The organism is Erysipelatoclostridium sp. An173, assembly GCF_002160495.1.
Classification (GTDB): domain Bacteria; phylum Bacillota_I; class Bacilli_A; order Erysipelotrichales; family Coprobacillaceae; genus Thomasclavelia; species Thomasclavelia merdavium.
Genome location: NZ_NFKR01000024.1, coordinates 1 through 12580, shown reverse-complemented (window position 1 = coordinate 12580; position 12580 = coordinate 1). Strand labels below are relative to the sequence as shown.

General features: G+C 31.4%; 12 protein-coding genes and 1 pseudogene. 8 read left to right on the top strand and 5 right to left on the bottom strand.

Annotation, left to right across the window (positions count from 1 at the left end):
- The first annotated feature begins 123 nt into the window (after window positions 1–123).
- The 8 genes and pseudogenes from B5F09_RS10175 to B5F09_RS10150 all read left to right on the top strand — a co-directional run bounded on the left by B5F09_RS10175 (window position 124) and on the right by B5F09_RS10150 (window position 6072).
- Entirely contained in the window at window positions 124–366 is a 243-nt protein-coding gene (locus tag B5F09_RS10175; protein ID WP_002303262.1) for a DUF3781 domain-containing protein, read from the top strand.
- Window positions 363–833 (top strand): GyrI-like domain-containing protein, encoded by a 471-nt coding sequence (locus B5F09_RS10170; RefSeq protein ID WP_003066134.1) that lies wholly within the window; start codon window positions 363–365, stop codon window positions 831–833. The genes B5F09_RS10175 and B5F09_RS10170 overlap by 4 nt, the downstream gene beginning before the upstream one ends.
- Window positions 834–1007: 174 nt before the next feature.
- Window positions 1008–1058, top strand: a complete 51-nt coding sequence (locus tag B5F09_RS15435) for an AgrD family cyclic lactone autoinducer peptide (RefSeq protein WP_205505360.1) — start codon at window positions 1008–1010, stop codon at window positions 1056–1058.
- Window positions 1036–1365: pseudogene (locus B5F09_RS15430) on the top strand (Cro/Cl family transcriptional regulator); the annotation flags it as partial. The gene B5F09_RS15435 and the pseudogene B5F09_RS15430, both read left to right, overlap by 23 nt.
- A 12-nt stretch (window positions 1366–1377) precedes the next feature.
- Window positions 1378–2175, top strand: coding sequence for a replication initiation factor domain-containing protein (locus B5F09_RS10165; protein WP_368656538.1), 798 nt, complete (start codon window positions 1378–1380; stop codon window positions 2173–2175).
- Between the two features lie 986 nt (window positions 2176–3161).
- Entirely contained in the window at window positions 3162–3371 is a 210-nt protein-coding gene (locus tag B5F09_RS10160; RefSeq protein WP_021421986.1) for a hypothetical protein, read from the top strand.
- Between the two features lie 111 nt (window positions 3372–3482).
- Entirely contained in the window at window positions 3483–5096 is a 1614-nt protein-coding gene (locus B5F09_RS10155) for a recombinase family protein (RefSeq protein ID WP_087286539.1), read from the top strand.
- A gap of 145 nt (window positions 5097–5241) precedes the next feature.
- Window positions 5242–6072 carry a transcriptional regulator gene (locus B5F09_RS10150; RefSeq protein ID WP_087373989.1) on the top strand — a complete coding sequence of 277 codons (831 nt, stop codon included), beginning with the start codon at window positions 5242–5244 and terminating at the stop codon, window positions 6070–6072.
- A gap of 37 nt (window positions 6073–6109) precedes the next feature.
- On the opposite strand, the gene B5F09_RS10145 is transcribed toward B5F09_RS10150, so the two are convergent.
- The 5 genes from B5F09_RS10145 to B5F09_RS10125 all read right to left on the bottom strand — a co-directional run.
- Window positions 6110–7777: a GNAT family N-acetyltransferase gene (locus B5F09_RS10145; RefSeq protein ID WP_087373987.1), complete on the bottom strand. Its 1668-nt coding sequence runs from the start codon at window positions 7775–7777 to the stop codon at window positions 6110–6112.
- Between the two features lie 54 nt (window positions 7778–7831).
- A complete protein-coding gene (locus B5F09_RS10140; RefSeq protein WP_087299223.1) occupies window positions 7832–8158 on the bottom strand; it encodes a cyclic-di-AMP receptor in 327 nt (108 codons plus the stop codon).
- Between the two features lie 70 nt (window positions 8159–8228).
- On the bottom strand, window positions 8229–9413 hold the full coding sequence (locus B5F09_RS10135) for a deoxyguanosinetriphosphate triphosphohydrolase family protein (protein WP_239404316.1): 1185 nt from the start codon (window positions 9411–9413) through the stop codon (window positions 8229–8231).
- A 169-nt stretch (window positions 9414–9582) separates the two neighbouring features.
- Window positions 9583–12069, bottom strand: a complete 2487-nt coding sequence (locus B5F09_RS10130; RefSeq protein ID WP_087373983.1) for an ABC transporter permease — start codon at window positions 12067–12069, stop codon at window positions 9583–9585.
- Window positions 12059–12580: ABC transporter ATP-binding protein (locus tag B5F09_RS10125; RefSeq protein ID WP_158095837.1), on the bottom strand; the 522-nt coding region annotated here is incomplete at its 5' end. The genes B5F09_RS10125 and B5F09_RS10130, both read right to left, overlap by 11 nt.

The following is a 12580-nucleotide window of genomic DNA, read 5'->3' as shown; positions in this document are numbered from 1 at the left end:
GTTGTAGATGTTCAATAAGATTATTGGTGCTTAATTATTTTTTATTGTAGTGCTGATATGAGAATGTTATAATTGGGATATAAAACATACAAATAAATTTGCTGAAAAATGAGGTATCAAAATATGGAAAATGAATTACTGGAAAACTTAGGAAGACTTCACACAACTGAACTTGGCGTTATTAGAATTAAAAAGAACTTATCTTTGAATGTAGAAAATGTAATTGAATGGTGCAAAGAAAAAATTAGCCTTTCTAATGCGGAAATCACAAGAAAAGGAAAAAACTGGTATATAACGATTGATAATTGTATTATAACGGTAAATGCGTACAGTTATACCGTTATCACTGCTCACAAGGTAAAATGATAAATTTTTCTATAAAGGAATTAAACGCATTTGCAGTTATTGGGCAAGAAGTAGAACTGACTAATTATCAAAAAAAGAATATTCAGATTAGTACACAGTTTTGGAGAAAGTTTAACAGTAGTTTGAAAAAAGCGTATCTTTCACAATCGGGAAATTGGGTAAAATATGCTTTTATGGAAAGAAGAAATGGAAAACTTTATTATTTCTGTTCTATTCCCCAAAGAACCATTACCCCAGAGGGCTTTCTGTATAAAGAAATACCGTCTTATAAATATTTGGTTGTGGAGCATATTGGTGCTATGGATAAAATATATGAAACTTATGGCAAGATTTATCAAGAAATTATTCCTAGTACATCGTATATTCCTATAAAAGATATTATCCTACACTTTGAAAAATACGATTATCGTTTTCATTGGAATAGTGATAATTCAGTTATTGAAATTTGGATACCTATTCAAGATTAGAAACAATTTTATATCCATACACACAAAGCAGTTAGTCTTAGGATTGACTGCTTTTTCTATACAGATTTTTAATGACAGGCAATTATCAATTATGGTAGTTGCCTTTTTTGATTGGAGGAATTTAAAAATGAATGATAAAAACTTTATTGAAGAATTAAGACAAAAGCGTGAGGAATACGGAGTAACACAAACAAGGCTTGCTGTTGCCTGTGGTATCAGCCGTGAATATTACAACCGCATTGAAAAAGGGAAACAGCCATTGAATGACGAATTAAGAGAAGTCATAGAAAAACAGATTGAGCGTTTCAATCCGCAAGAACCACTATTCTTATTGATTGATTACTTTCGTGTCCGCTTTCCTACTACGGACGCATTGGCGATTATCCGTGATGTATTGCAACTGAAATCTGATTATATGCTTTATGAAGATTATGGAAAATACGGATATGAAAGCAAATATGTACTTGGCGACATCAATATCATGTGTTCCATGCAGGAGCATTTAGGTGTTTTATTGGAACTGAAAGGCAAAGGCTGTCGGCAAATGGAATGTTATCTGCTGGCACAGGAACGCTCATGGTATGACTTCATGCTGGATTGTATGACAGCTGGTGGTGTGATGAAACGGCTTGATTTGGCTATCAATGACCGAGCAGGAATATTGGATATTCCAAAGTTAAAGGAAAAATACAAGGCTGGCGAATGTGTTTCCTATTTTCGTATGCAGAAAGATTACAGCGGTACAGAAAAATGCGGTAGCGATTTACCAAAGAATACAGGAGAAACCTTATATCTCGGTTCAACAAGTAGCGAATTATATATGTGTGCTTATCAGAAAAATTATGAGCAGTATGTCAAGAATGGCACAGAAATTGAAGATACGGAGATTAAGAACCGTTTTGAAATACGCATGAAGAATGAACGAGCCTATTATGCGGTTGTAGATTTACTGACCTATCGGGACGCTGAACGCACCGCTTTTTCTATCATCAATCATTATGTCCGCTTTGTTGACAGAGAGGACGACAAGCCAAAAAGTCAATGGATAACAAATGATGATTGGGCATGGTTTGTAGGGGAAAACAGAGAGCCGATACGCTTAACCACAAAGCCAGAGCCTTACACTTTACAAAAAGCGTTGCATTGGCTACAAAGACAAGTTGCACCAACAATAAAAATGGTACAGGCATTAGACAGAGAAAATCATACAACGATACTGAAAGATATGATTGAGCAGGCAGAACTTAAAGACAAGCATAAACATTTATTACAATTAGAGAAATCAACCATAGAAGAACGTATAGATACCGCTGTTCCACAAGAGAATGACGGTATTTTTTAATGTAATTGAAAAATTTCAGATTTAGTCAGCAAAGAGCTGTTTTCATTCCCTATGTGAAGTGAAAGAAGAAAAATAAATTTTTTATCAAATCTGCAACAAAACGGCTACTTGCGTACAGATATGGTGCGAGAAAAGGAAATCTAAACTTTTTTTGAAAATAGGTCATTAAATCGGGTCTTGCTGTCCCTATATGATGTGAAAGGAGAAAAAAGTTTTGAAAAAATGACGGAAATTCGTGATTAGTGGACAGTGTTCTATGAAAAGAGGAAAAACATCATCATTTTGTATTCAAACAGGCATTAGCAGTTGAGTGTTGATGTGAAAAGATGAAAATACTTTGTTCTCAACTTAACAATTCATGGTTTCCGTTCCCTATATGGTGCAAAGAAAATATTTCATTCCATAGTTGGCAGTAACGGTGTTGTATGGGTAGTTAGGGTGTGAGAAGAAAAATAATCTTTTTCATCATCAACTTAGCAAAACGACAATTTCTGTCCCTATATGGTGTAAGAAAAGAAGTTAAAATTTTTCTATTTCAACTTAGCAAATGGACGTTTGCTATACAGATAGTAATGAAAAAGGAGAAAATCAACCGTTGATTGCCAAAATGAACCGTTCCATTTGTACTAATAATGGAAAAAGTTTTGGATTTTGGTTACGTTTCCCCTCTTTTCCGACGCGGTATATAGGAAAGACGATTTTCTTCTTTCAATCGTTCTTTTACAACTGAATAAAGCAATTCAATACGTTTGACAGACAGCGAGCCGTTGAAACAAATACGCCACGACCTTTCCCCTGCAAGAGCGAGCGAAAACCTATTGTGTTCCTGTAAAGGACTTGTCCTCTTTTATCGCCATGACCTGTGCTGTCAGATAATGATACTCCCGTACAGCCACAGCTTGAGCGTTCAGAACGTCGCACGCAATGGGTACGGCTACATAAGAACTATGCAGAGGTGGAACTCCTGTGGGCTATGACAAAAGCCGTTGAATTGCTTAGAAAGATTTTACAGAAAGGGGGTATGTGTTATTGATAATGCTGTAAAAACAATTCAAAAGAAAAATGGCAAGTGTGGCATTAGCAACAGAGGAAAGACAAAGATTGTAGTAAAAGAGCATTTTTCCGAAAAGGGCAAAACAATGGAAGAACTTCTAACTGATGTCATGCTGGAAAAAGCAAAGCAGACAATCGCATAAAATCGGTGCAGTTGTAAGAAATAGATTGAATGACAAAAAGTACCCGTGTTATACTTTACTTGCAAGCAGGTATTGTAAACACGGGTTAGTTATAAAGGAGGATAACTGACAATGAAACAACAGATTTACAATACTGCACTTTATCTTAGGTTAAGCCGAGATGATGAATTACAGGGCGAAAGTTCCAGCATTACTACACAAAGAAGTATGTTGCGTCTATATGCAAAAGAACATCATTTGAATGTCATTGATGAATATATTGATGACGGCTGGTCGGGAACAAATTTTGACAGACCGAGTTTTCAAAGAATGATTGAGGATATAGAGGCAGGAAAAATCAACTGTGTTGTAACGAAAGACCTTTCTCGTCTTGGCAGAAATTATATTATGACAGGACAATATACAGAATTGTATTTCCCTAGTCATAATGTCCGCTACATAGCGATTGATGACGGTGTAGACAGCGAAAAAGGCGAAAGTGAGATTGCACCATTTAAGAACATCATCAATGAATGGGTGGCAAGAGATACAAGCCGTAAAGTCAAATCAGCATTTAAGACAAAGTTTGCGGAGGGGGCTCATTACGGTGCTTATGCTCCGTTGGGATATAAGAAACACCCTGATATCAAAGGAAAACTGTTGATTGATGAGGAAACAAAATGGATTATTGAAAAAATCTTTTCCCTAGCCTATCAAGGTTATGGAAGTGCAAAAATCACAAAGCAGTTAAGAGTAGAAAAAGTTCCGACAGCGTCATGGCTGAATTTTACAAGGTATGGTACTTTTGCACATATCTTTGAGGGAAAACCCGAAAGTAAGCGTTATGAGTGGACGATTGCTCATGTCAAGGCGATATTGAAAAGTGAGGTTTATATCGGAAACAGTGTTCACAATATGCAGTCTACGGTATCGTTCAAGAGTAAAAAGAAAGTGCGTAAACCCGAAAGTGAATGGTTTCGAGTAGAAAACACTCACGAGCCGATTATTGACAAGGAAGTGTTCTATCGTGTGCAGGAGCAGATAAAATCAAGACGCAGACAGACAAAGGAAAAGGCAACGCCGATTTTTGCAGGGCTTGTCAAGTGTGCGGATTGTGGCTGGTCTATGAGATTGGGAACGAATAAGGCAAATAAAACGCCATACAGTTATTATGCTTGCAGTTACTACGGGCAGTTTGGCAAAGGTAATTGTTCTATGCACTACATTCGTTATGATGTGCTGTATCAAGCCGTATTGGAACGCTTGCAGTATTGGGCTAAGGCAGTACAGCAGGACGAAGAAAAGGTATTGAACAAGATACAGAAAGTCGGCAATGCAGAGCGAATACGGGAAAAGAAGAAAAAGGCAAGTACCTTGAAGAAAGCCGAGAACAGACAAAATGAGATTGACCGTTTATTTGCGAAAATGTATGAAGATAGAGCCTGTGAGAAGATAACAGAGCGAAATTTTGTGATGTTGTCCAGCAAGTACCAAAAAGAACAGATAGAACTGGAACAGCAGATAACAAGCCTAAGAGAAGAACTAAGTAAAATGGAACAGGATATGATAGGTGCTGAAAAGTGGATTGAGTTAATCAAGGAATATTCCGTACCAAAGGAACTGACAGCACCATTATTAAATGCCATGATAGAAAAAATCCTCATACATGAAGCAACAACGAATGAGGATAACGAAAGAATACAGGAAATTGAGATATATTACCGATTTATCGGAAAAGTTGAGTAATCAACAAGAGTAATATTTTTAACTAAGGGAAACCGGGATCTCATATCCTGATATCGTTTTATTACCTGCTCTAGCCAGGCTTCTTGATACCGATTTAAATACTCTTTTATCTTTTCAAGATAATTTATCAAAAGAAGAAATTACATTGTTTTTAAACAAAGTTTCTGAAGTGATAGATAAAAGTGGTTTTGAAGCTGGCTATGTATTAGCAACTGAAAAATTAAAAGAATTTCCAACTTGTGATTTATTAATAATCAATTTAGCGATGTTATTAGATGGTGCTTTAATTCTTTGTAAAAATCAACGATTAAACGAAAAATATCATGATAAAATAGAAGAACTATATTATAGAGCTGCTCAAAGTGATGATATTGCTATTAAAGAGCAGGCACTAGTACATTTAATTTCTAAAGCAATGGAAAATCAAGATTATAACCACGCCCAAGAAATGCTTAATACAATTTCAAATAAAAATCCAATAAACAAAGAGCAGATTCAAGCAAATATCTACATTGCTCAACAAGAAACAAAAAAAGCTGCAAAACTGATAGAAGAAAAACTTTTAGCTACCACCTACGAAATTCATACATCATTAATGACCTTAATGGAAATTGCTCTTAAAGAAAACCGTTTAGAGGATGCAAAATATATTGCTGATGTTGATAAACAAGCAGCTAAATTATTTGATTTATGGCAATACAATTTTTATCTTGCTCATTTTCAGCTTTATAGTACTACAAAAAATAAAGCTGAATTATTAAAAATACTTTTGTTGATGCTAGAATCACTTACTAAAAAGTGGGATATTAACAGTTCACCTTTGTATCAACATATTAAAACCAAAGAAGTTGATAATACATTTACAACAAAGTTACAAAAAACAATTCTTCAATCAATTGGTACTGATAAAAATACTGAATTTTTAAAAGATACTCCTGAATTAAAAGAGTTAATTAGGAAAATAGATCTTAAATAATTCCAGCTTTAAAGATAATGGGTAAAATCTAACGATTTTACCCATTTAATTCATTTAAAATATAATTTCTAACTTTAGAAATAAAATATAATGAACCAGTTACAAAAACTGTTCCTTGATGATGTAATGATTCTTTAATTGCCTGTTTGTAATCTGGCTGAATTTTAACCTCAAACCCTTTAGCTAAATCTTTAGCAGTACTAGCGCGAACATGTTCAAATTCACATATAGTAATATCATCAGTTAATTGCAATAGTTTTTCAATCATATGCTTATAATCTTTATCTCTTAAAGCACTAAAAATAATTTTAATATTATCATATTTTTTTGCACATTCATAAAAGGCATCAATTCCTTCTTTGTTATGAGCACCATCTACAATAATTACTGGATTAATATGTACCATTTCAAAACGTCCTGGCCATTTAGCGTTATACATTCCTTGTAATAAATCATCATCACTAAAACTAATTAATTGATGTTTCTTTAAATACAACAAAGCTTCTAATGCTAAGGCACTGTTTTTAATTTGATATAGAGCTGGAGTATCTAAAATAATATCATAATTACGATAACGATAAGCAACATTATTACCATCAATAATATTAGTAATTGGCTGTACTTGTAATAATTGACTATGATGTTTCTTACATACTTCTTTAAATACTTCTAAACACTCTGGTTTTGTTTCTCCAGTTAAATAATCAATGCCATCTTTAACTATTCCGGCTTTATTTAAGGCAATACTTTGATAATCATGTCCTAAATAATCAACATGATCTAAACCGATATTAGTATTAATAGCCAGCATTGGTTTAATGATATTAGTCGCATCTAATAAACCACCTAATCCAACTTCAAAAATAGCTATGTCAACGTTATTTTCAATAAAATACATAATGGCAATAAACACTTCAATTTCAAACATTGAAATTTCATATTTTAACCATAAATCGACATAACGATTAGCATATTTGACCATTGTTTTATCATCGATAAATTGATCGTTGATACGAATAATATCTAATCTAGAATATAAGGCTGGAGAAGTAAAAGTAGCTACTCTATATCCTGCTTGTTTTAAAACTTCTTTTATATAATTTGTAGTTGAACCTTTACCATTAGTACCCCCAATATGAATACAATCAAGAATTAGCTGGGGATTACCTAAATCATCCATATATCTTTTAAAATTATCCAAACTATAAACACGGTCTTTTTGACTATTAATAAACTCAATAACCTGGTCATAGTTTTCAAACTGCTGCTTAACTTCTCTTTTTTTTACCATTGGATAATATAAAATACCATCCTTTTTTATTAGATTATCAGTTAATTCAAATCCAGCTTTTAAATAAAAATCCTTAGCTTCGATTCCCGAATTAACTGACAAATCTCCTAATACTAAATTATCAATAATTTCTAATAATTTAGTTCCAATTCCTAAATGTTGATAACTATCTAAAACAAATAACAAACTTAAATGATTATTATTTGAAAGTGTAGCCATAGCTACGATTTGATCATTTTCTAAAGCAACATATGTTAAATTATGTCGATCTAAATAAAAAGATTCCTGATTAACTTGATTGAAACTATCAATTCCTTCTTGATCATAATCATTAAATATATGTTTTTTAGCAACTTTATCGACTAATAAAATAACTTGATTAATTTCTTTTTTATCTAATAATCTATATTCCATTTTCTTCACCTTAGATAATTATAAAATAAAAGAAGTGGAACTACCACTTCTTTTTTAGAATTTTTCAAATTGATCGATATTCAAAACAAATACTGTTGCTCCTCCAACAAGTACATCAACCATTATTGGGGTAAAAAATTCACCCATTTCAGTTGGCGGAACAGTTGGTTCTTTTTCCACTCTTTTTTTCGAATGGGCTTTAATTATAGAAATACAGTCTTCAACTTTATCATCATTAGTTCCAACAAAAAATGTTGTATTTCCTTTCTTTAAAAATCCTCCAGTCGTAGATAGTTTAGTTACGAAGTATCCATTTTCAGTAAGCGCACCTTGAACTGCTGAGCTGTCATCAGAATTAACAATTGCGATTATAAGTTTCATATTGACTCCTCCTTGTACTCCTTGTATATATTATAACACTTATTATTTAAAGTTAGTACAAATTTATTGATTAAAGTATGGTATTATGCATGATTGGTAAAAATATTGTTTCATATTCATTTAGCACATAACTATCAGTCATCATCGATAAATAATCAGTTACAATTAATGCCGGATCATTTTTAGCATATTCTGGTGTCATTTTACTTACAAACATTTTTATTTTACAATCATGATTATTAACATCTGTTAACTCTTCATAATATACATCATATAACTGATTGATCATCCGCATTAATTTTGCATTTTCTTTAACTAAAACAGGATGATGATGAACATTAGCTGATAAAAAATTCATCATTGTTAGTAAGGCATCAAATACTTCTGGTGAAAAGCTTAAATAAGGTTTTTCATAACTATGAATCACTAAATCACCAATTAGACGATTAATCATTGATTTATTATTATGTCCTAAAACCTTAGTTGCCTTTCTAGGCAAATCATCTTCCTTTATCAATCCTACTTTAATAGCATCTTCAATATCTTTACCAATATAAGAAATTATATCTGATACCCTAACAACACATCCTTCTAAAGTCATCGGACGTATTTTTTTACTAATATCTTTTTGATACCAGCAATCATTATATTCTTTCCAAAACTGGGCTATTGTTTTATCATAATCTGGCATATATTTTTTAGATAACATCTCACCATTATGACATAAAATTGCATCTAATACTTGTAATGAAACATTATAGCCAATCCCGTCTCGTTCAATAAACAAAATATTTCGTACACTATTAGCATTATGACAAAAATGCCCAAATCCTTTATTCTGTAAAATTATATCTAAAATCTTTTCACCAACATGTCCATAAGGAGCATGCCCTAAATCATGGCCTAAAGCTGCTGCTTCAATCAAATCTGTATTTAAACCTAAACACTTACCAATTTGCCGAGCTATTCGACTTACCCATTGAACATGAATTGAACGTTTGGAAATATGCGCGTTATTAAAAAAAGATAGTGCTTGAGTTTTATCGACATAACGCTGATATGATTTAGAATATAAAATACGATCTACATCTTCTTCAAAAGGCCAACGAATATCAAATTCTTCTTGTTGTTTTAGTGGTGATTTTATTTTTATACAGTCGCGATTTTTAGTTGCATATAATGAAAGCTGATTGTCAGCTTCTTGGGTCATTTTTAGCGTATTTTTAATAACTATTTCCTCACTTTTCATTTTCATATTCCCTTTCTAATTACTAAAATATATCTATAGTATATTAAAAAAGAATAACATTTATACCTAAAGGAAATAAAATAACTATAAAAAAACAAAAGCTTTTTGATACCTATCATTGCTTTTGTTTTTTATAAAGTTTTATTGTAGTTAATAATTATAAATAATGTCTATTTTAAATATCATTACCTTTAATCTTTTCAATGATACTCTTATTTTTGATTAGTTTATATAATAATATTGACGCTAAAACTGCAATTAATAATGATATAAGTGCCATTGAGATAATAGTAATGTATGAAATCTTGAACTCTTTTATATATGTGTATTGATAATAATAAAGCAGACCTTCAATTCCTATTATCAATGGAGTAGAAATAATTATCGCAATTATTATCAGACTCAGATTTTCAAAGAAAATCATTTTTTTCATATCACGATCATCAATACCTAGTGATTCTAAAATTGCATAATCATTTTCTCTTTCATATGAATTTGAAATAATAATTATCGCTAAATTAATAATACAAACTACTAACGCTAAATATGCAATCATCTTTGTAGTTTTACTTGTTAATGTTAAATATTGATCAGGCTGATTTTTTTCTGTCGATACTAAATATTTACTAATAAATTCATCGCTTAAAATTTCTTTCTTTAAACTGCTACGATCATCTGTATCTATTTTAAATAGAATATTTGTACTATTAGCATTAGAAAATTCCATCTCCTGATACCGTGATAAATAGTAATCATATGGGGCTAACATATATATACATAATCGCTCTGGATCTTGCAATTCTGGTTCAAAAATATCTGTAATTCCAAAATCATCAAGATCATACATACCGTCTATTTTTGCTGTAAAATCTAGTTTTTCCTGGATCCAGGTCATCTCATCTTCGATAAGATATTCATATGACATTGTTATCGTTATAGTACCATCATTAAAAATCGGAATATCTCTGCTGTTTCTTGTTCCTTCAGTTATAATCTTTTTATTTAATAAGATTGGTTCACTTTGTCCGGTTACCTCTTCTAATACTTTTTCATCAATTCCTATAAAACGCATAGTTACATTATTAGTTTCCGGAGTAGTAAATGATGATAAATATTCATCACTGTATTGATCAAATGGTAAATTATTGATATTTTCAAAATCAAAATCAGCACTTATAGTGGTTTTATTCTGGGGTTGTTTTTCTTTAATTGTCTCAATTAATTTATTAAAATCATCTCTATTTTGATAAAAATCATATATACTACAATCAACATATAAAGCATTCATATCCATCGTTTCTTGAAGATATTGTTCATTAATACTGGCATTGTAATTAGTCACATTTAAAAATACGATACAAAAAATCAAAGTTATTAAAACAGACAAATATTTCTTTTTATCCATTTTCATATACGTCGTCGCTAATGCCAGACTAGTATTTTTACAGCTTTTAAGAATGGTTTTACGTTTTTTAGAAAAACTGTTCTTTTGATATTTTGCTGTTTTGAATAAATCTATTATACTGATTTTTTTAATTCCTTTAAGCGCTGACAAACCAGCTAATGATAGAACGATCGTAATAACCAAGGCTACTATGATAGTTACTAGCGGTATTGAAACAAATGCTGCTGGATGAGAATTATATTCAGCTTCTAATAAGTGAGCAACCAGATTATCTCGCAAGGTCTTCATTATAAAATTACTGGAAAATATTCCAATCAGCAATCCTGGTATTGCATACAAAATAGCCTCGATTATAGCCAACAGTTTTAAATCATTAAATGAAGCACCAACACTTGATAATATACCAAAATTGCGCTGTCTTTTTTTAAAGCTCATCGAAAAGATATTTTTTAATGTAACATACATTAAAATAAATAAAACTATAAATATTATAATATCTGTTTTAGCTATATTACTGAATTCATATGGTAAATGTCCTGTATATACTTTTATTATTGCTTCATCATGATTTAAGCCAGCGTTAGCAGTATTTTCAATTAATATTTGCAGCTCACTTAACTGATCGTTAGAAATAGTATCTGTTTTTACATATACTGTATAATAATCTGCTTTTTTAGATGATCTGGTAATAATTCTATCATAAAAGTCACCTGTATCACTGCTGGTAGCTAATCCCTGAATAATACCACTGACTTTTACAGTTTTATCATATTTTTTCTCTGGATCAGCAGGATCTGTAACTTCCATAGTTATCGTATCACCGGTTTTAAATCCGGTTTTATTATTATATGCTCTGGTAATTAAGACTTCATTTTCATTTTGAGGATAATCACCATCGTATAAATACATCGGTAACAAATCAAAATTAGAATAACTAATCAGTTCAACATGATAATATTCATCAACATCACTGTAACCAATAGTACTGGTAACAGTTGTTTCTTTTATATCAGTAATATCCTCAATTTGATTTTCTATATCATATGAATCAGATGAATAATATAATAACCAGTCACCAGTTATTTTTACTGCTGCATCATAATTTTGATATGAATAAGTAGCCATATTAGTTGTAAGAGCATTGATTAAAAATACACATATTATAACAGTACATAATGTAAGCAGTGATCGAATCTTGTCTTTTTTTATAAACTGTATGCTTATTTTAATTAAGAATTTTAGTTTCTCAAGTTTCATATTCTCTTAGCTTTCCCTGCTCTAAGACATAAATTCGATCACAGTTTCTAGCAAGTTCTAAATCATGTGTTACCATGATTATCGTTATATCATTTTGATGATGGATCTTTTTTAAATAATCCACTACGATCTTAGAATTTTCACTATCTAAATTTCCTGTCGGTTCATCTGCCAATAATAGTTTTGGTCTTGTTATTAATGACCGGGCTATTGCTACTCGCTGCTGCTGTCCTCCTGAAAGTTCAGATGGATAGGCATCCTTTTTATTATTTAACTGCAATAATTGTAATAATTCATCTAAATACTGCTGATCTACTTTTCGGTTATCAAGCTTAAGTGGCAAAATAATATTATCAACGACATTTAATACCGGTAATAGATTATAGAACTGATAAATGATACTAACCTGTTTGCGACGATAACTAGCCATTTTTTTATAATCATAACTGCTTATTTCATTATCATCTAAAAATATTCTTCCAGAATCTGCTTTATCAACGCCACCAATAAT

Excerpts from the sequence above, each read along its gene's own strand:
- B5F09_RS10175 (WP_002303262.1), top strand. The coding sequence starts at position 124 with ATGGAAAATGAATTACTGGAAAACTTAGGAAGACTTCACACAACTGAA.
- B5F09_RS10170 (WP_003066134.1), top strand. The coding sequence starts at position 363 with ATGATAAATTTTTCTATAAAGGAATTAAACGCATTTGCAGTTATTGGG.
- B5F09_RS10165 (WP_368656538.1), top strand. The coding sequence starts at position 1,378 with ATGGAATGTTATCTGCTGGCACAGGAACGCTCATGGTATGACTTCATG.
- B5F09_RS10155 (WP_087286539.1), top strand. The coding sequence starts at position 3,483 with ATGAAACAACAGATTTACAATACTGCACTTTATCTTAGGTTAAGCCGA.
- B5F09_RS10145 (WP_087373987.1), bottom strand. The coding sequence starts at position 7,777 with ATGGAATATAGATTATTAGATAAAAAAGAAATTAATCAAGTTATTTTA.
- B5F09_RS10140 (WP_087299223.1), bottom strand. The coding sequence starts at position 8,158 with ATGAAACTTATAATCGCAATTGTTAATTCTGATGACAGCTCAGCAGTT.
- B5F09_RS10135 (WP_239404316.1), bottom strand. The coding sequence starts at position 9,413 with ATGAAAATGAAAAGTGAGGAAATAGTTATTAAAAATACGCTAAAAATG.
- B5F09_RS10130 (WP_087373983.1), bottom strand. The coding sequence starts at position 12,069 with ATGAAACTTGAGAAACTAAAATTCTTAATTAAAATAAGCATACAGTTT.